At 73.6% G+C, this 22378-nt stretch carries 16 protein-coding genes and 1 pseudogene; 10 read left to right on the forward strand and 7 right to left on the reverse strand.

Annotated features, from left to right (window positions below; all coding sequences use genetic code 11):
• The 3 genes and pseudogenes from BZZ08_RS39705 to BZZ08_RS32735 all read right to left on the reverse strand — a co-directional run.
• A pseudogene (locus tag BZZ08_RS39705) lies at positions 1-139 on the reverse strand (aspartate aminotransferase family protein); the annotation flags it as partial.
• Positions 140-316: 177 nt separating this feature from the next.
• Positions 317-2815, reverse strand: a complete 2499-nt coding sequence (gene pepN / locus BZZ08_RS32730; protein ID WP_198601829.1) for an aminopeptidase N — start codon at positions 2813-2815, stop codon at positions 317-319.
• A gap of 130 nt (positions 2816-2945) precedes the next feature.
• Positions 2946-3293 (reverse strand): chorismate mutase, encoded by a 348-nt coding sequence (locus tag BZZ08_RS32735; RefSeq protein WP_104635827.1) that lies wholly within the window; start codon positions 3291-3293, stop codon positions 2946-2948.
• Positions 3294-3419: 126 nt separating this feature from the next.
• Here BZZ08_RS32735 and BZZ08_RS32740 point away from each other — a divergent pair, with 126 nt between their 5' ends.
• Positions 3420-4319 (forward strand): hypothetical protein, encoded by a 900-nt coding sequence (locus BZZ08_RS32740; RefSeq protein WP_104635828.1) that lies wholly within the window; start codon positions 3420-3422, stop codon positions 4317-4319.
• 40 nt (positions 4320-4359) lie between these two features.
• Positions 4360-4989 (forward strand): SIMPL domain-containing protein, encoded by a 630-nt coding sequence (locus BZZ08_RS32745; RefSeq protein ID WP_198601830.1) that lies wholly within the window; start codon positions 4360-4362, stop codon positions 4987-4989.
• A gap of 9 nt (positions 4990-4998) precedes the next feature.
• Here the strand turns inward: BZZ08_RS32745 and BZZ08_RS32750 are convergent, their stop codons facing one another.
• Positions 4999-5724, reverse strand: coding sequence for a vWA domain-containing protein (locus BZZ08_RS32750; RefSeq protein ID WP_198601831.1), 726 nt, complete (start codon positions 5722-5724; stop codon positions 4999-5001).
• A gap of 153 nt (positions 5725-5877) precedes the next feature.
• Between BZZ08_RS32750 and BZZ08_RS32755 the strand changes: the two genes are divergently transcribed.
• Positions 5878-6813 carry a rhomboid family intramembrane serine protease gene (locus BZZ08_RS32755; RefSeq protein ID WP_104635830.1) on the forward strand — a complete coding sequence of 312 codons (936 nt, stop codon included), beginning with the start codon at positions 5878-5880 and terminating at the stop codon, positions 6811-6813.
• Between the two features lie 46 nt (positions 6814-6859).
• The gene (locus BZZ08_RS32760) at positions 6860-7780 is read left to right on the forward strand and encodes a chitosanase (RefSeq protein WP_104635831.1); all 921 of its coding nucleotides are present in this window, start codon (positions 6860-6862) and stop codon (positions 7778-7780) included.
• Between the two features lie 100 nt (positions 7781-7880).
• Here the strand turns inward: BZZ08_RS32760 and BZZ08_RS32765 are convergent, their stop codons facing one another.
• The 3 genes from BZZ08_RS32765 to BZZ08_RS32775 form a co-directional block, all read right to left on the reverse strand.
• Positions 7881-9344 (reverse strand): glutamate synthase subunit beta, encoded by a 1464-nt coding sequence (locus BZZ08_RS32765; protein WP_104635832.1) that lies wholly within the window; start codon positions 9342-9344, stop codon positions 7881-7883.
• Positions 9337-13875, reverse strand: a complete 4539-nt coding sequence (gltB, locus tag BZZ08_RS32770; protein WP_104635849.1) for a glutamate synthase large subunit — start codon at positions 13873-13875, stop codon at positions 9337-9339. The genes BZZ08_RS32765 and gltB overlap by 8 nt, the downstream gene beginning before the upstream one ends.
• Positions 13876-14305: 430 nt before the next feature.
• Positions 14306-15037, reverse strand: a complete 732-nt coding sequence (locus BZZ08_RS32775; RefSeq protein WP_104635833.1) for a VIT1/CCC1 transporter family protein — start codon at positions 15035-15037, stop codon at positions 14306-14308.
• Positions 15038-15271: 234 nt separating this feature from the next.
• Here BZZ08_RS32775 and BZZ08_RS32780 point away from each other — a divergent pair, with 234 nt between their 5' ends.
• Genes BZZ08_RS32780 through BZZ08_RS32805 form a run of 6 tightly spaced genes read left to right on the forward strand, consistent with a single transcriptional unit; the run spans position 15272 to position 22328 of the window.
• A complete protein-coding gene (locus BZZ08_RS32780) occupies positions 15272-16483 on the forward strand; it encodes an ADP-ribosylglycohydrolase family protein (protein ID WP_241965627.1) in 1212 nt (403 codons plus the stop codon).
• Positions 16435-17754, forward strand: a complete 1320-nt coding sequence (locus tag BZZ08_RS32785) for an ADP-ribosylglycohydrolase family protein (protein ID WP_446750284.1) — start codon at positions 16435-16437, stop codon at positions 17752-17754. The genes BZZ08_RS32780 and BZZ08_RS32785 overlap by 49 nt, the downstream gene beginning before the upstream one ends.
• Positions 17751-18929, forward strand: a complete 1179-nt coding sequence (locus BZZ08_RS32790) for an ADP-ribosylglycohydrolase family protein (RefSeq protein ID WP_104635835.1) — start codon at positions 17751-17753, stop codon at positions 18927-18929. The genes BZZ08_RS32785 and BZZ08_RS32790 overlap by 4 nt, the downstream gene beginning before the upstream one ends.
• Positions 18917-20293, forward strand: a complete 1377-nt coding sequence (locus BZZ08_RS32795) for an ADP-ribosylglycohydrolase family protein (RefSeq protein WP_104635836.1) — start codon at positions 18917-18919, stop codon at positions 20291-20293. Before BZZ08_RS32790 ends, BZZ08_RS32795 begins: the two co-directional genes overlap by 13 nt.
• Positions 20275-21507: a CaiB/BaiF CoA transferase family protein gene (locus BZZ08_RS32800; protein ID WP_104635837.1), complete on the forward strand. Its 1233-nt coding sequence runs from the start codon at positions 20275-20277 to the stop codon at positions 21505-21507. Before BZZ08_RS32795 ends, BZZ08_RS32800 begins: the two co-directional genes overlap by 19 nt.
• Positions 21504-22328: an HpcH/HpaI aldolase/citrate lyase family protein gene (locus tag BZZ08_RS32805; protein ID WP_104635838.1), complete on the forward strand. Its 825-nt coding sequence runs from the start codon at positions 21504-21506 to the stop codon at positions 22326-22328. Before BZZ08_RS32800 ends, BZZ08_RS32805 begins: the two co-directional genes overlap by 4 nt.
• Positions 22329-22378 lie beyond the last annotated feature (50 nt).

Consider the following 22378-nt stretch of genomic DNA (forward strand, 5'->3'; position numbering starts at 1 on the left):
CGACGGCACCGGGGCCGCCCGCGGGCAGCGGGCCGCCGCGTGCGGCCGTGCCGGCGCGCAGGGCGTCGAGCACGGTGTCGAGCAGGGGCCGCAGGGCGTCGGTGCCGTGCGGGCCCGAGGCGAGGGGCGGCATGCCCATGAGCTGTCCTCCGGGCACGGGGGCTGGGGTTCCAGCTTCCACGCGGAAGGGCGGGTACGCCCGGACAGCTCAGTGATCACAACCCGAAAGGGGTATCCCGGCGGCTCTCGGCCGGGTCGCGGCCGGGTCGCGGCCGGTCCCCCGCGCCCGGGGGCGGGACCGGCCGCGTCCGGTGCGTCAGTCCGTGTTCGCCTCCCGCACCCGCAGTGCGCGCGCCAGGTCGTCGAGCTGGTCGGTGAGCTTGCGGCGCAGGGCGGGGATCGGGTCGGCGTCGGCGAGGCACTCCCGGCCGAGGCGGAGGGTGTCGGCGTCGACGGCGTGGGCGGGGAAGGCCCAGCGGCCGGCGGCGTCGGCGATGGCGGGGCCGCGGCGGGCGGCGAGCGCGACCGCCTCGGTGTAGTAGCGCGGTACGTACTCCCTTACGAGGTCGGCCTGTTCGGGCTGCCAGAAGCCCTGGGCGGTGGCGGTGAACAGGTAGTTGGAGAGGTCGTCGGAGGCGAACATGGCCTCCCAGGCACGGGCCTTGGCGTCGGCGTCGGGCAGCGCGGCGCGGCAGCGGGCGGCGCCCTCCTGGCCGGTGGCGCTCGGATCGCCGGCCAGCTCGGCGGCGATGGCGTCCTCGTCGGTGGCACCGAGGACGGCGAGCCGGGTGAGGATGCGCCAGCGCAGCTCGGGGTCGAGTTCGGGGCCGCCGGGGACGATGCCGTCGGCGAGCCAGGCGGCGATGGTGTCGGGGTGGGCGGCCGTCGCGATGCGGTGGCGCACGGCGATCAGGCGCAGTCCGGGGTGGTCGCCGTCCTCGGTGCGGCGGATGAGGTCGCGGCACAGCTCGGCGAGGGTGTGCAGGGCGGCGGGCCGCTGCCCGGGGGCGACGTAGCGGTCGGCGACCTGTCCGGCGGCGAAGGCGAGGACGCCGTCGACGAGCGCGAGGTCCGTCTCGTGCGGGAGGTGGGCCCGCGCGATGTCCAGGTAGGTGGCGGCGGGGAGTTCGCCGTCGCGGACGGCGTCCCTGAGGGCGTTCCAGACGACAGCCCGGGTGAGCGGGTCGGGCAGTCCGGACAGGCTCTCGCGGACGGTCCGGAAGGAGTCGGCGTCGAAGCGGATCTTGGCGTAGCTCAGGTCGCCGTCGTTGAGCACGACCAGGGCGGGAAGCTTGCCGATGGGCCGGGGCTCCGCCTGGGGGACGTCGATGTCGAGGCGTTCGCGCGGGGTGAGGCGGCCCTCGTCGCCCGGGTCCTGGTCGTAGAGGCCGACGGCGATGCGGTGGGGGCGCTCGCCGGCGTGCTGGACGGCGAGGGTGCGGCTGCCGTTGTCGCCGGTGACGCTCGGGACGAGGGTGTCGACGCCGGTGGTGCGCAGCCAGGCGTCGGCCCAGGCGTGGACGTCGCGGTCGGTGGCGGCGGCCAGCGAGTCGATGAAGTCGGCGAGGGAGGCGTTGGCGAACTTGTGCCGCTCGAAGTGGGTGTTGATGCCGGCCAGGAAGTCCTTCTCGCCGAGCCAGGCGACGAGCTGGCGCAGGGCGGAGGCGCCCTTGGCGTAGGAGATGCCGTCGAAGTTGAGCAGCGCGGAGGCGGTGTCCTGGACGTCCTCGGGGGCGACGGGGTGGGTGGAGGGGCGCTGGTCGGCGTCGTAGCCCCAGGCCTTGCGGGTGACGCCGAAGTCGGTCCAGGTGTCGGTGAAGCGGGTGGCCTCGGCGGTGGTCTGGTAGCCCATGTACTCGGCGAAGGACTCGTTCAGCCAGATGTCGTCCCACCAGCGCAGGGTGACGAGGTCGCCGAACCACATGTGGGCCATCTCGTGGGCGATGACCATGGCGCGGGTCTGCCGCTGGGTGTCGGTGACGGCGGACCGGAAGACGAACTCGTCGCGGAAGGTGACCAGTCCGGGGTTCTCCATGGCGCCGGCGTTGAACTCGGGGACGAACGCCTGGTCGTAGGAGTCGAAGGGGTAGGGCTCGTCGAACTTCTCGTGGTAGCGGTCGAAGCAGGCCCGGGTGACCTCGAAGAGTTCGTCGGCGTCCGCGTCCAGGTGCGGGGCGAGCGAGCGGCGGCAGTGGATGCCGAAGGGCAGGCCGCGGTGTTCGGTGCGCACGGAGTGCCAGGGGCCGGCGGCGACGGCGACGAGGTAGGTGGAGATCAGCGGGGTGGGGGCCGCCTTCCAGCGGCCGTCGCCGGTGTGCTCGGTGACGCCGTTGGCGAGGACGGTCCAGCCCTCGGGGGCGGTCACGGTGAGGTCGAAGACGGCCTTGAGGTCGGGCTGGTCGAAGGCGGCGTAGACCCGCTGGACGTCGTCGAGGAAGAGCTGGGTGTAGACGTAGGTCTCGCCGTCGGCGGGGTCGGTGAAGCGGTGCATGCCCTCGCCGGTACGGGAGTAGCGCATGGCGGCCTCGACGCGCAGTTCGTGCTCGCCGGGCGCGAGGTTCTTCAGCGCCAGCCGGTTCTCGTCCAGGGCGGCCGGGTCCAGGGGGTGCCCGTCCAGCGTGACGGTGCGCAGCTCCGCGGGCTTGACCTCGACGAACGTGTCCGTGCTGTCCGTGTCGCCGCGGACGGTGAACCGGATGACGGTCCGGGAGCCGAAGGTCTCGTCCCCACGGGTCAGATCGAGGTCGATCGCGTAGTGGTGGACGTCGAGGAGCCGGGCACGGGTCTGCGCTTCGTCGCGCGTCAGTACGGACATGCACGACATGCTGCCTGATGCGGTGGGCAGGGCACAGAGGCGGTTCGGTACGCGCCGTATGTCCGGCCCGTCGCGGCGGTCGTCGCGCTCCCCGGGTGTGCGCCCCCGCGGACGGGGGCGCACACCCGTCTCAGTCGGCGGCCCGCGCGCCGCCGCCGTTGCTCTCCGCGATGCGCTCGTGGTGGTGGATCACCTCGGCGACGATGAAGTTCAGGAACTTCTCGGCGAATGCCGGGTCCAGCTTGGCGCTCTCGGCGAGGGTGCGCAGCCGGGCGATCTGCTGGGCCTCCCGGGCCGGGTCGGCGGGCGGCAGCCGGTGGCGGGCCTTGAGGTGGCCGACCTGCTGGGTGCACTTGAAGCGCTCGGCGAGCATGTGGACGACGGCCGCGTCGATGTTGTCGATGCTGTCCCGCAGCCGGGCCAGCTCCTCGCGGACGGCGGGTTCGACGGCACCGGTACCGGTGTTGCTGGTGGTCATGGGCGCACACCCTACGGGCGCCGGCCCGGCTGTCGCAGACCGTCTCAGGCGCTGAACGCCGTACGTTCCTCGTACAGTGGGGGCAGGGTTTCAGGAGGCAGGGTCCAGGCGTCTTGGGGGTCGGGCGTGGCGAACGGCGGACCGGTCGAGCACGGGTTCCCGCACCTGGAGACGGTGCGGGAGGCGGTCACGGCGCTGTACCGGCGGCTGTCGTACGACACCGTCCGGACGTTCTCGGCCAGTGTGGCCCCGGTGGACGTGGCGTTCTGCGACACGGACGACCTGTACCTGGGCACGCAGCGGGTGGCGCACGAGCTGGTGCGGCACTACCGGCTGCCCGACGCCCGCATGATCGTCTCGTTCCGCGAGATGACCCACGCGGCCAACGTGGAGCTGACGGCGGGCCCGGAGTACTTCATCGAGCTGAACGACCGCTTCCGCACCCATCGCCGGGACATCGGCGCGGCCCTCGCGCACGAGGTGATGCACGTGTACCTGCACCGCCTCGACCTGTCCTTCCCCTCCACCCGGGACAACGAGATCCTCACCGACACGGCGACGACGTACCTGGGCGCCGGCTGGCTGCTGCTCGACGCCTACCGGGAGGACGCGGCGACCTCGCAGAAGCTGGGGTACCTGACGCCGGAGGAGTTCGGTTACGTGCTGGCCAAGCGGGCGCTGCTGTTCGGCGAGGACCCCTCGGTGTGGTTCACGAGTCCGCAGGCCTACACGGCGTACGGCAAGGGCCTGGCCCGGGCGCGCCGGGACGAGCAGCAGCCGCCGCTGACCGCGGCCGGCTGGGCGGGCCGCCGCCGCTACGCCCGGGACCGCCGGCACGCGCAGGACCCGCACGCCGCCGGGGCGCCGGCGGACGGCGACCCCTACTCGTTCACCGCCGAGCCGCCCGGCCGGCTCCGGGTGTCGTTCCCCTGCCCGACCTGCCACCAGCGGATCAGGGTGCCGGTGCGCGGGCGGGTCCGGGCGCGGTGCGGGCTGTGCCGGACGGTGCTGGAGTGCGACACGTGATCCGGCGCGCCGGGCGGGGGCGCGCTGCTTCAATGCCCCTATGACACAGGCCATCGAAGAACCCTGGGGCATCAGCGTGTTCGGCTCGGGCACGGTGCGGGCCGAGCCGTCACTCGCTCGGGTCCGCCCGGCGGTGGACGTGCTGGAACCGTCGCCAGAACAGGCCTTCCAGCGGGCCGGGGAGGCCGTGGCCCGGCTGCGGGAGGTACTGCGCCGGCACGGGGTGCCGGACGCCTCGGTCTCGGGCTCCCGGCTGAACCTCAGCTCGGAGTACAACGGTCACGGCGGTGGCCGGACGCTGCTCGGGTACCGGTGCCAGGCTTCGTACGCGGTGGAGACCGGGGCGCTGGACGACCTCGAGCGGCTGATCGCGGACGTGGTCGACGCGGGCGCGCACCGGATCGACGGCGTGGAGTTCGACGTGCGCGACAAGCAGGCGCTGCTCGACGAGGCACGGCGCCGGGCCGTGGCCGCGGCCCGCCGCAAGGCCCAGGTGTACGCGGAGGCGGCGGACGCGCGGCTGGGTCCGGTGCTGCACATCCAGGACGTGGAGTCGGAGCCCGTCGCCGCGTTCCGTGCCTCCGCGGGCGGCGGCCCGCCCGGCGCGCTGGCTCCGGGTGCGGTGGAGGTGTCGGCCCGGGTCGTGCTGGGCTTCTCCCTGCGGCACTGACCGCCGTGCTCAGGAGGGCCGGACGATCCCCTGGGCGCGTGCGGCCGCCAGCCACTGGGGGAACTCGCCCACGAGCCGGTCGTACAGGTCGGCGTCGGTCACCTTGCGCGGGTCGCGGCCCGCGTGGAAGAAGCCGGCGTTGTCGATCACCCGCTTGCCGGGCACCGCCAGTTCGTCGAGCTTGCGCAGGTACTCGAACTGGCGGCTGTCGGGATCGCCGAAGCCGACGAACTGCCAGAACAGCGGCAGCGGCGCCGCCTTGCACAGGTACCGCTCGGCGGCGAGCCGGTTGATCGGGCCGCCGTCGGTCTGGAAGACGACCAGGGCGGGGTGGCGGGCGCCGCTGTCCAGGTAGTGGTCGATGACGGCGTCCATGGCCAGGTGGTAGCTGGTCTTGCCCATGTGTCCGAGGCCGGCCACGATCCGCTCGATGCGGCCCTGGTGGTCGGCGAGCGCGATCTCGGTGACGGCGTCGACGTCGGTGGAGAAGAACACCACGGGCACGGTGCCGTCGTCGTCGAGGTGGGCGGACAGACTCAGCACCCGGTCGGCGAGCGCCTGCACGCTGCCGTCCTTGTAGTACGGCTTCATGGAGCCGGAGTAGTCGACGACGAGGTAGACCGCCGCCCGGGTCTCCGCCATGCCGTGCTTGGTGAGCGACACCCCGGCGGTCTTGTACAGATCGACCAGCGCGGGCGCCGTCTCCCGCACCTTGGTGAGACTGATCGCGGCCATGCGGACTCCCCCGTCACCCCTGCCCTGCGGCATCCGGGTGCCGAGGTTACGGCACGGCGCACCCCGCCGCTGCGCCGGTCCCCGAGCATTCGCTATTTTGTTCGCCGCCGTCCCCACCGGCTCACCGTCCGCCCGTCCCGAGGAGCCGGCCCCGTGGATTCCGAGTCCACCGCCACCACCTGCTACCGCCATCCCGCGGTGGAGTGCCAGGTCCGCTGCACCCGCTGCGAGCGGTACATCTGCCCCGACTGCATGCGTGCGGCGCCCGTCGGCCACCAGTGCCCCGAGTGCGTGAAGGAGGGGGCGCGGTCGGTCCGGCAGGCCCGGACCCTCGCCGGCGGCCGGGTGTCGACGACGCCGGTGGTGACGTACGCGCTGTTCGCGTTCACCGTGCTCGCGTATCTGGCGGAGGTGGTGCGGCCGGAGATCGTGGACCGGTTCGCCATGGTCGGCTCGCGGCTGGTCGCTCCGGACGGCACCCCCCTTGCCGGCGACGGCCTGGTCCTGAGCTCCGGCCCCCTGCGGGTGGAAGGTGTCGCCGGGGGCGAGTGGGAGCGGATGCTCACCAGCGCCTTCCTCCACCAGTCGCCCTTCGAGGGCACGTTCGGCATCCTGCACGTCACGCTCAACATGGTCGCGCTGTGGCAGTTGGGGCGGGTGGTGGAGCTGATGCTCGGCCGGGTCCGGTTCGCCGCCCTCTACCTGCTGTCGGCGCTCGGGGGTTCCGTCCTGGAGCTGGTCCTCACCGACCCCGGTCAGTCCTCGGTCGGCGCGTCGGGTGCCGTCTTCGGCGTGGGGGCCGCGTACTACGTGCTGCACCGCCGGCTGGGCGCCGACATGGCCCGGGTCGGCCGCTTCATGGCCGGGCTGCTGCTGTGGCTGGTGGTCTCCGCCTGGTTCACCTCGTGGCAGGGGCACCTCGGCGGCCTGCTGGTGGGCGGCGCGCTGGCCCTGGCGTTCGCCCACGCGCCCCGGGACGGGCGCCGGGTGGCGGTGCAGGCCGGTGCGGGTGCCGCGCTGGTGCTGCTGCTGGCGGTGACGGCGGCGGTCAAGGTGTCCGAGCTGACGGGCGGGGGTCTTCCCCTGTGAGAGCCACCCGCTGTACGAGCCGTCCCCCCATGAGAGGTGTCCCCCTGTGAAACGTGCCGGAGTGCTGCTCCTCGGGGCCCTGCCCGTGATCGCCGCGGGCGTGTACCTCGCCGTGCCGGACGGTTCGGCGGAGCCCGCGGACACCGCGGCCGCCGCGTCCTCGTCGTCCCCGGCCACCGCCGGGTCGGCCCGCGACGACGCCAAGGAGCGGGCGGAGGAGGAGCGGGCGGCGGACGACGCGCTCATCGCCGACCTGCCGCCGGGCCTCGCCGCACCGGCGAAGAAGGAGCTGGCCCAGCAGCTCGTGTCCAGCGCCGAGAACTCGACCACGAGGTGGCGCACCGCCTACGGCAGCATCGAGGACCTCGGGGACGGCGACGGGTACACCGCGGGCATCGTCGGCTTCTGCACCGGCACCCACGACCTGCTCACCCTGGTCGAGCGCTACACCGAGGCCCACCCCGGCAACGGCCTGGCCGCGTACCTGCCCGCCCTGCGCGAGGTCGACGGCAGCGACTCCCACGAGGGCCTGGACCCGGGCTTCACCGCGGCCTGGAAGGCGGAGGCGGAGGTCCCGGCGTTCCGCGCGGCCCAGGAGGAGGAGCGCGACCGGGTCTACTTCGAACCGGCGGTGCGCCTGGCCAAGCTGGACGGCCTGGGCACGCTCGGCCAGTTCGTCTACTACGACGCGATGGTCTTCCACGGCCCCGACACGGACGCCGAGGGCTTCTACGGGCTGCGCGAGCGGGCCATGGCCGAGGCGAGGACGCCGGGGCAGGGCGGCGACGAGAAGGCCTACCTGGGCACCTTCCTGGACGTCCGCGAGCAGGCCATGCGGGCCAAGCGTCCGGGCATCGACACCTCCCGCGTCGACACGGCCCAGCGCCGGTTCCTCGCCGCCGGGAACATGAGGCTGGCGACGCCGCTGGAGTGGGAGATGTACGGGGACGCCTACCGGGTGCCCTGAGCATGCGACAGCGCCTGCCCTTGGTCCGGTCGGGGACGGGGCAGGCGCCATCAGTGTTCCGCACGCCTTTGTGCGGGACGTTCTTCGGTTGTTCCGTCCGTCAGACCGCGAGGGCGCGGTCGGTCGGGCGGATCGGGGCCGGCAGGTCGCTGGCCCCGGTCAGGAAGCGGTCGGCGCCGCGCGCGGCCGAGCGGCCCTCGGCGATCGCCCAGACGATGAGCGACTGGCCGCGGCCGGCGTCACCGGCGACGAACACACCCGGCACATTGGTCTGGAAGTCGGCGTCCCGGGCGATGTTACCCCGTTCGTCGAGCGCCAGGCCGAACTGGTCGACGAGACCGTTGTCCTTGTCGGTGCCGGTGAAGCCCATGGCGAGGGTGACCAGCTGGGCCGGGATCTTGCGCTCGGTGCCCGGCTTCGGGGTCAGCCTGCCCTCGATGAACTCGACCTCGCTCATGTGCAGCCACTGGACGTTGCCGTCCTCGTCGCCCTCGAAGTGGGTGGTGGAGACGGCGTAGACCCGCTCGCCGCCCTCCTCGTGGGCGCTGGTGACCTTGTAGAGCATGGGGAAGGTGGGCCACGGCTGGCGCACCGCGTCCCGCTCCTCGCCCGGCCGGGGCATGATCTCCAGCTGGGTGACGGAGGCCGCGCCCTGGCGGTGGGCGGTGCCCACGCAGTCGGCGCCGGTGTCGCCGCCGCCGATGACGACGACGTGCTTGCCCTCGGCCGTGATCGGGGGCGCCACGTAGTCGCCCTCCTGGACCTTGTTGGCCAGCGGCAGGTACTCCATCGCCTGGTGGATGCCGTTCAGCTCGCGGCCGGGGACCGGCAGGTCGCGGGCGGTGGTGGAACCGGCGGCGATGACGACGGCGTCGTAGCGCTTCTTCAGGTCGGTCGCCTTGAGGTCGCGGCCGATCTCGACGCCGGTGCGGAAGCGGGTGCCCTCCGCGCGCATCTGCTCTATGCGGCGGTTGATGTGCCGCTTCTCCATCTTGAACTCGGGGATGCCGTAGCGGAGGAGACCTCCGATGCGGTCCGCGCGCTCGTAGACGGCGACGGTGTGACCGGCCCGGGTGAGCTGCTGGGCGGCGGCCAGGCCCGCCGGGCCCGAGCCGATGACGGCGACGGTCTTGCCGGACAGGCGCTCCGGGACCTGCGGGGCGACGTCCCCGGTCTCCCACGCCTTGTCGATGATCGAGACCTCGACGTTCTTGATGGTGACCGGCGGCTGGTTGATGCCGAGCACGCACGCCGACTCGCACGGGGCGGGGCACAGACGGCCGGTGAACTCCGGGAAGTTGTTGGTGGCGTGCAGGCGCTCGGACGCCGCCGACCAGTCCTCGCGGTAGGCGTAGTCGTTCCACTCGGGGATCAGGTTCCCGAGCGGGCAGCCGTTGTGGCAGAACGGGATGCCGCAGTCCATGCAGCGGCTGGCCTGCTTGCTGATGATCGGCAGCAGGGAGCCGGGGACGTAGACCTCGTTCCAGTCCTTGACGCGCTCGTCGACGGGGCGGGTCCTGGCGACCTCGCGTCCGTGGTTCAGGAAGCCCTTGGGATCAGCCATTGGTCGCCGCCTCCATCATCTTCTCGGTGGTCTCGGTCTCGGAGAGACCGGCTCGCTCGGCGGCGTCCTTGGCGGCGAGCACTGCCTGGTACGTGCTGGGGATGATCTTGCTGAAGCGCTCCACGGCGACGGGCCAGTCGGCGAGCAGCTTCTGGGCGACCGTGGACCCGGTCTCCTCGGCGTGGCGGCGCACCACGTCGTGCAGCCAGTCCCTGTCGGCGTCGTCCAGGGCCTGGATCGCGTCGACGTTGCCGACGTTGACGTTGTCGCGGTGGAGGTCGACGACGTAGGCGATGCCGCCGGACATGCCGGCCGCGAAGTTGCGCCCGGTCTCGCCGAGGACGACCGCGTGGCCGCCGGTCATGTACTCGCAGCCGTGGTCGCCGACACCCTCGGAGACGACCAGCGCGCCGGAGTTGCGGACGCAGAAGCGCTCGCCGACCTTGCCGCGCAGGAACATCTCGCCGCCGGTGGCGCCGTAGCCGATGGTGTTGCCGGCGATGGTGGAGTACTCGGCGAGGTGGTCGGCGCCCCGGTCGGGGCGGACGACGATCCGGCCGCCGGACAGGCCCTTGCCGACGTAGTCGTTGGCGTCGCCCTCCAGGCGCAGGGTGATGCCGCGCGGGACGAAGGCACCGAAGGACTGGCCGGCGGAGCCGGTGAAGGTGATGTCGACGGTGTCGTCGGGCAGACCGCCGCCGCCGAACTTCTTGGTCACCTCGTGGCCGAGCATGGTGCCGACGGTGCGGTTGATGTTGCGGATCGCGACCTGGGCGCGCACCGGGGCGGCCTGGGTGGCGTCCGGGGCGGCCAGCGCGTCGGAGGCGAGCTTGATCAGCTGGTTGTCGAGCGCCTTCTCCAGGCCGTGGTCCTGGCCGACGGCCTGGTGGCGCACCGCGCCCTCGGCCAGCGCGGGCACGTGGAACAGCGGCTCCAGGTTCAGGCCCTGCGCCTTCCAGTGGTCGACCGCGCGGGTCACGTCGAGGGTCTCGGCGTGGCCGACGGCCTCCTCGATGGAGCGGAAGCCCAGCTCGGCGAGGATCTCGCGGACCTCCTCGGCGATGAACTTGAAGAAGTTCACGATGTACTCGGCCTTGCCGGAGAACCGCTCGCGCAGCACCGGGTTCTGGGTGGCGATGCCGACCGGGCAGGTGTCCAGGTGGCAGACGCGCATCATGACGCAGCCGGAGACGACGAGCGGCGCGGTCGCGAAACCGAACTCCTCGGCGCCCAGCAGCGCGGCGATGACGACGTCGCGGCCGGTCTTGAGCTGGCCGTCGGTCTGCACGACGATCCGGTCGCGCAGGCCGTTGAGCAGCAGGGTCTGCTGGGTCTCGGCGAGGCCGAGTTCCCAGGGGCCGCCCGCGTGCTTGAGGCTCGTCAGGGGCGAGGCACCCGTGCCGCCGTCGTGGCCGGAGATGAGCACCACGTCCGCGTGCGCCTTGGACACACCCGCCGCGACCGTGCCGACGCCGACCTCGGAGACCAGCTTGACGTGGATCCGCGCCTGCGGGTTCGCGTTCTTCAGGTCGTGGATCAGCTGGGCCAGGTCCTCGATGGAGTAGATGTCGTGGTGCGGCGGCGGGGAGATCAGGCCGACGCCCGGGGTGGAGTGCCGGGTCTTGGCGACCCAGGGGTAGACCTTGTGGCCGGGCAGCTGGCCGCCCTCGCCGGGCTTGGCGCCCTGGGCCATCTTGATCTGGATGTCGTCGGCGTTGACCAGGTACTCGGAGGTGACGCCGAAGCGGCCGGAGGCGACCTGCTTGATGCTGGACCGGCGCGCCGGGTCGTACAGGCGCTCCGGGTCCTCGCCGCCCTCACCGGTGTTGGACTTGCCGCCCAGCTGGTTCATGGCGATGGCGAGGGTCTCGTGCGCCTCCTGGGAGATGGAGCCGTACGACATGGCGCCGGTGGAGAAGCGCTTGACGATCTCGGAGACGGGCTCGACCTCGTCGACGGAGATCGGCTGCCGGTCCGACTTGAAGCCGAACAGGCCGCGCAGCGTCATCAGCCGCTCGGACTGCTCGTTCACGCGCTCGGTGTACTTCTTGAAGACGTCGTACGTGCCGGAGCGCGTGGAGTGCTGGAGGCGGAAGACCGTCTCGGGGTCGAACAGGTGCGGCTCGCCCTCGCGGCGCCACTGGTACTCGCCGCCGATGTCCAGGGCGCGGTGGGCCGGCGCGATGCCGCTGGCCGGGTACGCCTTGGCGTGGCGGGCGGCGACCTCCTTGGCGACGACGTCGATGCCGACGCCGCCGATCTTGGTGGTGGTGCCGTTGAAGTACTGGGCGACGAAGGCCTCGTCCAGGCCGACGGCCTCGAAGACCTGGGCGCCGCGGTAGGAGGCGACGGTGGAGATGCCCATCTTGGACATGACCTTGAGGACGCCCTTGCCGAGGGCGTAGATCAGGTTGCGGATGGCCTGCTCGGCCTCGATGCCGGACAGGAAGGTGCCCGCGCGGACCAGGTCCTCGACGGACTCCATCGCGAGGTACGGGTTGACCGCGGCGGCGCCGAAGCCGATGAGCAGGGCGACGTGGTGGACCTCGCGGACGTCGCCGGCCTCGACCAGCAGGCCCACCTGGGTGCGCTGCTTGGTGCCGATGAGGTGGTGGTGGACGGCCGCGGTGAGCAGCAGCGAGGGGATCGGCGCGTGCTCGGCGTCCGAGTGGCGGTCGGACAGGACGATCAGCCGGGCGCCGTTCTCGATGGCGGCGTCGGCCTCGGCGCAGATCTCCTCTATGCGCGCGGCCAGCGCGTCGCCGCCCCCGTGCACCCGGTAGAGACCGGAGAGGGTCGCGGCCTTGAAGCCGGGCATGTCGCCGTCGGCGTTGACGTGGATGAGCTTGGCCAGCTCGTCGTTGTCGATCACCGGGAAGGGCAGCAGGACGCTGCGGCACGAGGCGGCCGTCGGGTCCAGCAGGTTGCCCTGGGGCCCGAGCGAGGAACGCAGGGAGGTGACCAGTTCCTCGCGGATGGCGTCCAGCGGCGGGTTGGTGACCTGGGCGAAGAGCTGGGTGAAGTAGTCGAAGAGCAGCCGGGGACGCTCGGAGAGCGCGGCGATCGGCGAGTCGGTGCCCATGGAGCCGATGGGCTCGGCACCGGCCTTGGCCATCGGCGCGAGGATGACGCGCAGCTCCTCCTCGGTGTACCCGAAGGTCTGCTGACGGCGGGTGACCGAGGCGTGGGTGTGCACGATGTGCTCGCGCTCGGGCAGGTCGGACAGCTCGATCTCGCCGGCTTCCATCCACTCGCCGTACGGCTGCTCGGCGGCGAGCTGGGCCTTGATCTCGTCGTCCTCGATGATGCGGTGCTCGGCGGTGTCCACGAGGAACATCCGGCCGGGCTGGAGGCGGCCCTTGCGGACGACCTTGGCGGGGTCGATGTCGAGGACGCCGACCTCGGAGCCGAGGACGACGAGGCCGTCGTCGGTGACCCAGTAGCGGCCGGGGCGCAGACCGTTGCGGTCGAGTACGGCGCCGACCTGGGTGCCGTCGGTGAAGGTGACGCAGGCCGGGCCGTCCCAGGGCTCCATCATCGTGGAGTGGAACTGGTAGAAGGCGCGCCGGTCCGGCTGCATGGAGTCGTGGTTCTCCCACGCCTCCGGGATCATCATCAGCACGGAGTGCGGCAGCGAGCGCCCGCCCAGGTGGAGCAGCTCCAGGACCTCGTCGAAGGAGGCGGAGTCCGAGGCGTCCGGCGTACAGATCGGGAAGATCCGCTCCAGGTCCGCGGAGGAGCCGAACAGGTCCGAGGCCAGCTGGGACTCGCGGGCGCGCATCCAGTTGCGGTTGCCCTTGACCGTGTTGATCTCGCCGTTGTGCGCGACGAAGCGGTACGGGTGGGCGAGCGGCCAGCTCGGGAAGGTGTTGGTGGAGAACCGGGAGTGCACGAGCGCGATCGCGGAGGCGAAGCGGCGGTCGGACAGGTCCGGGAAGAACGGCTCCAGCTGGCCGGTGGTCAGCATGCCCTTGTAGACGATGGTCCGCGCGGACAGCGACGGGAAGTAGACGCCGGCCTCGCGCTCGGCGCGCTTGCGCAGCGCGAAGGCGTTGCGGTCCAGGGCGATGCCCCGCGAGGCGCCGTCGCTCACGAAGATCTGGCGGAAGACCGGCATGGTGGAGCGGGCGGTGGCACCCAGCATCTGCGGGGCGACCGGGACCTCGCGCCAGCCGAGGACGGTGAGGCCCTCCTCCGCGGCGATCGTCTCGATGCGCGAGACGGCGTCCTGGGTGCCGTCGACCGGCAGGAAGGCGATGCCGACGGCGTACGCCCCGGCCTCGGGCAGCTCGAATCCGGCCACCTCGCGGAAGAACGCGTCGGGCACCTGGGAGAGGATGCCCGCGCCGTCGCCCGAGTCGGGCTCGGAGCCGGTGGCGCCGCGGTGTTCCAGGTTGCGCAGCACGGTGAGGGCCTGGTCGACCAGGGTGTGGGACGCCTCGCCGGTAAGGGTGGCGACGAAACCGACGCCGCACGCGTCGTGTTCGTTGCGGGGGTCGTACATACCCTGGGCAGCAGGGCGAGCATCCATGAAGGACCAGTTCTGGCCACTCTCGGAGTGCTGGGACGGCTGGCGCGGCGTACGCATCGGCTCTCCCGTCGTCGTCATCTGGCATGTGCAGGTGCCGAGGGACGACGTTGGCCCTCTGCGGTGGGTGCGAAATTTGGTGCAGGTTACATGATGGATTGGTTCTCGGTAAACGGGACAATCCGTTCCAGCATGCGGACACCGAAGGATGGCGGTGGGGGTGCCGCACCCGCGGTGGAAGCTATGGAGACCGAGGCGAACAGATCGATGTCCGTCGGTCCGAGGGGGGCGGAGGGGGCGTCGTCGCCCACTCCACGAGGTGCACGGCAGGCTTCATTGCCCACAGCGCTTACGGCTCATGCCCGGAGATTACGTGCTCGAAACCAGCGAGTAACGGCTACTTATACGGCCCGCCGCATAAGTTCGAGCCGGGCTATCCTACGGCCGTTCCGAACAGGCCGCCCAGGAGATAGGTCACACCGGCCGCCGCGCCGCCGAGGGCGAGCTGCCGCAGGCCGCTGTACCACCAGCTGCGGGCCGTGACCTTGGCGACCACCGCGCCGCACAGGAACAGTCCGGCCAGCGCGAGCAGTACGGCGGGCCACAGCGCACTGGCGCCGAGCAGGAACGGCAGGACGGGGAGCAGGGCGCCGAGCGCGAAGGACCCGAACGAGGACACGGCCGCGACCGTCGGCGAGGGCAGGTCGGTGGGGTCGATGCCCAGCTCCTCGCGGGCGTGTATCTCCAGCGCCTGCTCGGGGTCGCTGGACAGCTGGCGGGCCACCTCGCGGGCCAGCTCCGGCTCGACGCCGCGCGCCTCGTAGAGCGCGGCCAGCTCGGCCTCCTCGTCGGCCGGGTGCTTGCGCAGCTCGCGGCGCTCCACGTCCAGCTCGGCCTCGACCAGCTCGCGCTGGGAGGCGACAGAGGTGTACTCGCCGGCGGCCATGGAGAAGGCGCCGGCGGCCAGACCGGCGAGTCCGCTGATCACCACGGTCTGCTGACTCGCCGTACCGCCGGCGACACCGGTCATCAGGGCGAGGTTGGAGACCAGTCCGTCCATCGCGCCGAAGACGGCGGGGCGCAGCCAGCCGCCGTTCACGTCGCGGTGGGTGTGGTTGTCACGGTGCGCCTCGTGCAGTGGCGCCTCGGTTTCGATGATGGCCATCAGGGTGCCCCCGGGAAGCTAGTCTGGACTCATTCCACTTTTTAACAACACCCAATCTACGCCGATCATTTCCGTCCCGCCAGCAAGGAAAGGCTGCGCTTACCTGCGGCTTTGCTTCTTCGCACTCATTCGTGATCTTGCCCGCTCATATGTCGACCGGGTGACGCTGCGCCCGGTTCGGCTGCGGTGCGCACCGCACCGGGGACAGATACGCGGAGGGAGAGGAGAGGCCGCATGGCATCCACCGCCTGCATTCCCCCGGTCCCCGCGCCGCAAGACGCCGTGGGGCGCCGCGACCGGGCCCGGGGCGCGCTGCTCGGACTGGCCGTCGGGGACGCCCTCGGGGCGCCGGCCGAGAACATGAAGCCCTCGGAGATCCGCGCCCGCTGGGGCCGCATCACGGGGTACGTGGCCGACCGGCCCGCCGGTACGGACGACACGGAGTACGCGATCTTCTCGGGCCTGCTGCTGGCCCGCCACGGCGCCGGGCTGACCCAGGCCCATGTGGAGGCGGCCTGGCACGAGTGGATCGCGGACCGGGAGGAGGGCCCGTTCCGGGGTGCCGGCTTCAGCGAACGCGGCACCCTGGAGAACCTGCGCCGGGGGCTCGCCGCCCCGATCTCCGCCCAGCACCGGCACGCCTGGAGCGACGGACTGGCCATGCGGGCCGCGCCGCACGGCGTGTTCGCGGCCGGGAGACCCGCCGAGGCGGCCCGGCTGGCGGCGATCGACGGCTCGGTCAGCCACGAGGGCGAGGGCATCTACGGCGGCCAGGCGGTGGCGGCGGGCGTCGCGGCGGCGATGGCGGGGGCGTCGACCGTCGCGGTGGCGGCCTCCGCGCTGGCCGTCGTCCCGGACGACTCCTGGACGGCGCGCTGTCTGCGCCGCGCGCTGACGGCGGCCCACCGGGGCGAGCGCGCGGTGCGCTCCGCGGTGGTCATCGGCGGCTATCCGTGGACCGACCTGGCCCCCGAGGCCGTCGCCCTCGCCTTCGGTGCCTACGCGGCGGCCGACGGCGACTTCACGGACTCCGTGCTGACGGCCGTCAACATGGGCCGGGACGCCGACACCACGGCCGCGGTGGCCGGCGCCCTGGCCGGCGCGACCCGCGGCGTCCACGCCATCCCGGCCGACTGGGCCACCGCCATCGCCCCGGCCCGCGGCACCTGCCTCCCGACGATGGCCGGCCACCACGTACTGGAGGTGGCGGACCTGCTGACCCGGGCGGCACGCGAGGCTTCCCCGGACGCGCGACACGTGCGCGACCCCGGGGCCGGCCTCCCCGCCCCGGACTCCGTCGCGTTGACGCCTCGACCCCCGGACCGAGCCCGTCATCAGGCACCGACCGCACCACCCGGCGACACCGCCCCCACCCCTCCCCCGACCGCTCCCGGCCCTTGTCCCCCCGTCCCGGGCGCCCAGGCGGCGGCGAAGGTGGGGCCGTGAGCACGGCGCGGGCCGGGGTCGGGGCGACGGGCGTCACGGCGTACGTCGAGGGGCCCGGGGGGCCGGGGACGGACCCGCCGGGCGGCTGCGGGCAACGGCCGGGAACCGGCCCGGGGACGGCGGCGTCCCGTGCGGTGCCGCTGCTGGACCGCATCGAGGGGCTGCTGCTCGGGCTCGCCGCGGGAGACGCCGCCGGCTGGCCGGCCGCCCGGCACCGGGCCGCCCGGATGCCGGAGTGGACGCGCCGGCTCACCCGCGAACTGGACACCTTCGCCGAACAGAACGCGACCACCACCCTCCCCGTCCCCATCGCCCTGAACCAGCCCCCGGAACCGCTGCGCCTCGGCCCCTCGGACGACGCCGAGTGGGCGGCGTTCGCGGCGGAGGCCGTACTGCGGGCGGGGGACGACAGCGTGCTCGGTGACCTGAGCCGGGACCGCCGGATGCGGGCCGCGATCGACCTGACCTGGAACGCCGTCGCCAGCGAGGTCGCCGCGGCGGCCGACCGCGCCCCCGAGGTGGAGTCCGCGGTGCTCCCGCTGCGCGCCCGCATCTCGGTGCGGGCCGGGCTCGGCAACCTCGCCGCCGGCCTGCGTCCCCCCGCCACCGGCCACGACAACCCGCACTACTTCGACGACGCCGCCTGCGTACGGGCCTGCGTCCTCGCCGTCGCCCACCCCGGCGCCCCGCGCTCCGCCGCCGACCTCGCCGAGTTCGACGCCCGCTACACCCAGGACGGCGACGGCGTGCACGGCGCGCGGGCCATGGCGGCGGCGCTGGCGTGCGCCCTCGACGGCGCCGACGTGGACGCCTGCGTGACGGCCGCGCTCGCCGAACTCCCCGAGGCGACGGAGATCGGCCGCAACGCCCGCCACGCCCTGGCCCTCGCGGCGGACGGCGGGAGCACCTTCGCCCTCGTCCCGCTCCTGGAGCACCGCATCGTCGACCACGTCTACAGCTACGGCATCGCCGCCGCCGAGACCGTCCCGGTCGCCCTCGCCCTGGCCACCGCCGCCCGGGGCCGCATCGCGGAGGCGGTACCGGCGGCGGCCTGTCTGTCCAGGGTCGCGGACTCCGCCCCCGCGCTGGCCGGCGCCCTCACCGGCGCGCTCGGCGGCGGCGCCTCGCTCCCCGCGTCCTGGCGGGACGCCTGCCGCACCCTGCCCGGCTGCGTACTGCCCCGGCTCACCGGCACCGACCTGGTCGAACTCGCCGGTCTCCTGCACGCCACGCGACCGTCCCCACCGGAAGGACGAGGCACCACCCCATGACCTCCCTGACCCCGGACCACAGCACCACCGCACCCCTCGACGAGCGGATCACCGGCGCCCTCGTGGGCGCGGCCGTCGGCGACGCGCTCGGCGGCCCGGTCGAGGGCTACTCCCCCGAGCAGATCCTCGAACGCCACGGCGGACGCGTCCACGGCGTCGTCGGTCCCTGGAACGGCGACGCCTGGCGCACCGCCCGCCCGCTCGCCCCGTACCACAAGGGCGACGGCCACGTCACCGACGACACCCTGATGACCCATGCGCTGGTCCGGGTCTACGGCACGGTCCGCGACCACCTGGACGCGTACGCGATCGCCGAGCACCTGGTCCCGGACCTGATCACGCAGCCGCGCTGGATCCCGGAACTGGAGGCCGAGGCGCTCCCGCTCCAGCGGGTCTTCCTCGCCGAGAAGTGGCTGGTCGCCCGGATCCACTACGGCCACGTGGACCCGCGCGAGGCCGGCACCGGCAACATCGTCAACTGCGGTGCCGCGATGTACATGGCGCCGGTCGGCCTGGTCAACGCGGCGCACCCGGCGGCCGCCTACGCCGAGGCCCTGGACGTCGCGGGTGCGCACCAGTCGTCGTACGGCCGGGAGGCGGCCGGTGTCTTCGCGGCGGCGGTGGCCGCGGCCTGCGTGCCGGGCGCGACCCCTCGGTCGGTGGTGGCGGCCGCGCTGTCCCTGGCCAAGGACGGCACCCGGGCCGCGATCGAGGCCGTGTGCGACGTGGCGTCACGCCACTCGGAGTTCGAGTCGGCGCTCGCACCGCTGCGCGCGGCGGTGGCCCCCTACGACACGGTGGGCCCCGACTACCGCGCGCCCTCGCTCGGCGCCCGCCGCCCGTCCCGCCTGCACGCCATCGAGGAACTGCCGGTCGCCCTCGGCATGCTGCTCGTCTCCGGCGGCGACTTCCGGCACGCGGTGCTCGGCGCGGTCAACTACGGCCGCGACTGCGACTCCATCGCCACGATGGCGGGCGCCCTGGCCGGGGCGCTGGGATCGCCGGTGCCGGAGGACTGGGCGAAGACCGTCGCGGAGGCGAGCCGCCTGGACCTGTGGGAGCCGGCCGCGACGCTCACCGCGGTCGCGCGGGAGGTCTTCGAGCGGGACGTCCGGCGCCGCCGCGCCCACGAGGAGGCGTTCGCCGCGATCGGGGGCGCGGGATGCTCCGGCTGACCTGGGTCCAGCCCGAGGACCTGGTCGGCCACGAGCTGCGCCAGGCACGGCTGGACGGCCGCGACGCGTCGGCGGTGGCGGCCCGCTGGCGCGCGGCGGGCGGCGGCGCGGTCCCGCCCCGGGCGGGCGCCTCGGAACGGCCCGCCTCCCCCGGCCTCCGTGTCCTGGCCGAGGAGCTCCTGGACGAACTGGCCCGCCTGCCCGCTCCCCTGGCGGACGCCGAGCCGACGGACCTCGACCGGATCAGGGCGCTGTGCCCCGACTGGCCCTCCCCGCGCCCCGCCGCATCCGTGTCACCCTCCCGTCTGGAGGCCGCCTGGCTCGGCCGCGCCGTCGGATGCCTCCTGGGCAAACCCGTCGAGAAGCTGCCCCTGACCGGCATCCGGCTCCTCGGCCGGGCCGCCGGCAACTGGCCCCCGACCACGTACTTCACCGCCCGGGGCGTGCCCCGCGACCTGCTCGCCGCGTATCCCTGGAACCGCCGCTCCGCGCCCACCTCCCTCGCCGAGAACATCGACGGCATGCCGGAGGACGACGACCTCAACTACCCGCTCCTGGGCCTGCGGCTCCTCCAGCGCCACGGCCGGAGCTTCGAGACGGCCGACGTGGCCCGGGTCTGGCTCGACGAACTCCCGGCCGGCCGTACCTTCACCGCCGAGCGGCTCGCCCTGCGCAACCTCCTCACCGGCCTGGAACCCCCACAGACCGCCCGTCACCGCAATCCGTTCCGCGAGTGGATCGGCGCCCTGATCCGCGCCGACGTGCACGGCTGGACCAACCCCGGCGCCCCGGCCGCCGCCGCCGCGCAGGCGCACCGGGACGCGATCCTCACCCACACCGCGGTCGGCGTCCACGCGGCGATGTTCGCGGCGGCCGTCCTCGCCACCGCCGCCACCGGCACCCAGGACGTCCACACCTGCCTGCGCTCCGGTCTCGCGGTCGTGCCGCCCGGCTCCCGCCTCGCCGGGGCCGTCCGCCACGCCGTACGGCTGGCGGGCGCGCACGCCGACTTCGACACGGTCGTGGACGAGCTGCACGCCGTCCACTCCCCCGCCCACCACTGGGTGCACGCCGTCCCCAACACCGCCCTGATCGCCGCCGCGCTCACCCACGCGGACGGCGACTTCACCGGCTCGGTCTCGCGTGTCGTGTCGGGCGGCTGGGACACCGACTCCAACGGCGCCACCGTCGGGAGCGTCGCCGGACTGCTCGCCGGTTCCCCCGCCGCGCTGCCCGCGCACTGGACGGCCCCGCTGAAGAACCGCCTGGCCACCTCCGTCGGCGACTTCGACGGCACCGGCTTCGACACCCTCGCCCACCTCACCCACCGGGAGGCCACCCGCCCATGCCCGAGCCCGCCGTGACCGCCGCGCACTCCGCCCCCGCCGGCTCCGCCGCCCCGCTCACCGGCCTGCGCGTCCTCGACCTCGCCACCCTCTTCGCGGGACCGCTCGCCGCCACCATGCTCGGTGACTTCGGCGCCGAGGTGATCAAGGTCGAGCACCCCACCCGGCCCGACCCCTCCCGGGGGCACGGCCCGTCGAAGGACGGCGTGGGCCTGTGGTGGAAGCTGCTGGGCCGCAACAAGCACGCGATCACCCTGGACCTGTCGAAGCCCGCCGGGCGCACCACCCTGCTCCGGCTCGCCGCCACCGCGGACGTCGTCGTCGAGAACTTCCGGCCGGGCACCCTGGAGAAGTGGGACCTGGGCTGGGACGAGCTGTCCGCCGTCAACCCGCGCCTGGTCCTGACCCGGGTCACCGGCTTCGGCCAGTTCGGCCCCTACGCGCGCCGCCCCGGCTTCGGCACCCTGGCCGAGGCCATGAGCGGCTTCGCCGCGATGACCGGCGAGCCCGACGCGCCGCCGACGCTGCCGCCGTTCGGGCTCGCGGACTCCATCGCGGCGCTGGCGACGGCGTACGCCGTGATGACGGCGCTGGCCGCCCGGGACCGCACCGGGGAGGGCCAGGTCGTCGACATGGCGATCATCGAGCCGATCCTGACCGTGCTGGGCCCGCAGCCCCTCTGGTACGACCAGCTCGGCCACGTCCAGCCGCGCACCGGCAACCGCTCGCAGAACAACGCCCCGCGCAACACCTACCGCACCGCCGACGGCACCTGGGTCGCCGTCTCCACCTCGGCGCAGTCGGTCGCCGAGCGGGTGATGCGGCTGGTGGGCCGCCCGGAGCTGATCGACGAGCCCTGGTTCGCGACGGGCGCCGACCGGGCCCGGCACGCCGACGTGCTGGACGCCGCGGTCGGCGACTGGATCGCCCGGCACTCCCGCGCGGACGTGCTCGTCGCGTTCGAGAAGGCCGAGGCGGCGGTCGCGCCGGTCCAGGATGTGCGGGACGTGATGACCGACCCGCAGTACCGGGCCCTCGACACCCTCACCACGGTCGACGATCCCGAGCTGGGCCCGCTGCGCATGCAGAACGTCCTCTTCCGGCTCTCCGCCACCCCGGGTGCGATCCGCTGGGCGGGCCGCCCGCACGGCGCGGACACCGAGGAGGTGCTGACCGGGCTGGGGCTCACCCCGGCGGACGTGAAGGAGCTGCGTGAGGAGGGCGTCGTATGACCGCACCCCCGCTGACCTGGCTGTACGCCCCCGGGGACCGGCCCCGGGTGGTGGCCAAGGCGCTGGCCGCCGGTGCCGACGTGGTGGTGGTCGACCTGGAGGACGCGGTCGCCGCCGACCGCAAGGAGTACGCCCGTGACGCCACCGCCGAGCTGCTCGGTGAGCCGCAGCCGGTGCCGGTGCACGTCCGCGTCAACGCCCTGGACGGTCCGCTCGCCGCCGGCGACCTGGCGGCGCTGGCCGCGCTGCCGGGCCTGTCCGGGCTGCGGCTGCCCAAGGTGACGGCGCCCGGGCAGGTCAGCGAGGTCGCCGAGACCACCGCCGGGCCGCCGCTGTACGCCCTGCTGGAGACGGCCCTGGGAGTCGAGCGGGCGTACCGGATCGCCACCGCCCACCCGGCACTGCGCGGCATCGCGCTCGGGGAGGCGGACCTGAGGGCCGACCTGGGGGTGCGCGGGGACGCCGGCCTGGACTGGTCGCGCTCACGCGTGGTGGTGGCCGCGCGGGCGGCGGGTCTGGCGCCGCCGTCCCAGACGGTGCATCCGGACACCCGGGACCTGGAGGGTCTGGCGGCGTCCTGCGCCCACGGCCGCGCCCTGGGCTTCCTGGGGCGGGCCGCGATCCACCCCCGCCAGCTGCCGATCATCGAGCGGGCGTACCTGCCGACCGAGCGGGAGCTGGAGGAGGCGGAGACGATCGTCAAGGCCGCCACGGTCCAGCCGGGCGCGCAGGCGCTGCCGGACGGCCGGTTCATCGACGCCGCGGTGGTGGCGACGGCCCGGCGCACCCTGTCGCTGGCCCGGCGGCCGACCCTGTCCTGAGCCCCGGCCCGGCATACGCCGAGGGCGCCCGGAGAGTCCCGGGCGCCCTC

The sequence above is a fragment of the Streptomyces sp. MH60 genome, assembly GCF_002939385.1.
GTDB lineage: Bacteria > Actinomycetota > Actinomycetes > Streptomycetales > Streptomycetaceae > Streptomyces.

What these genes read in the sequence shown, in the direction of transcription:
- pepN (WP_198601829.1), bottom strand. Translation starts at nt 2,815, where the DNA reads ATGTCCGTACTGACGCGCGACGAAGCGCAGACCCGTGCCCGGCTCCTC.
- BZZ08_RS32735 (WP_104635827.1), bottom strand. Translation starts at nt 3,293, where the DNA reads ATGACCACCAGCAACACCGGTACCGGTGCCGTCGAACCCGCCGTCCGC.
- BZZ08_RS32790 (WP_104635835.1), top strand. Translation starts at nt 17,751, where the DNA reads ATGACCTCCCTGACCCCGGACCACAGCACCACCGCACCCCTCGACGAG.
- BZZ08_RS32750 (WP_198601831.1), bottom strand. Translation starts at nt 5,724, where the DNA reads ATGGCCGCGATCAGTCTCACCAAGGTGCGGGAGACGGCGCCCGCGCTG.
- gltB (WP_104635849.1), bottom strand. Translation starts at nt 13,875, where the DNA reads ATGGATGCTCGCCCTGCTGCCCAGGGTATGTACGACCCCCGCAACGAA.
- BZZ08_RS32800 (WP_104635837.1), top strand. Translation starts at nt 20,275, where the DNA reads ATGCCCGAGCCCGCCGTGACCGCCGCGCACTCCGCCCCCGCCGGCTCC.
- BZZ08_RS32780 (WP_241965627.1), top strand. Translation starts at nt 15,272, where the DNA reads ATGGCATCCACCGCCTGCATTCCCCCGGTCCCCGCGCCGCAAGACGCC.
- BZZ08_RS32775 (WP_104635833.1), bottom strand. Translation starts at nt 15,037, where the DNA reads ATGGCCATCATCGAAACCGAGGCGCCACTGCACGAGGCGCACCGTGAC.
- BZZ08_RS32805 (WP_104635838.1), top strand. Translation starts at nt 21,504, where the DNA reads ATGACCGCACCCCCGCTGACCTGGCTGTACGCCCCCGGGGACCGGCCC.
- BZZ08_RS32795 (WP_104635836.1), top strand. Translation starts at nt 18,917, where the DNA reads ATGCTCCGGCTGACCTGGGTCCAGCCCGAGGACCTGGTCGGCCACGAG.
- BZZ08_RS32745 (WP_198601830.1), top strand. Translation starts at nt 4,360, where the DNA reads ATGACACAGGCCATCGAAGAACCCTGGGGCATCAGCGTGTTCGGCTCG.
- BZZ08_RS32765 (WP_104635832.1), bottom strand. Translation starts at nt 9,344, where the DNA reads ATGGCTGATCCCAAGGGCTTCCTGAACCACGGACGCGAGGTCGCCAGG.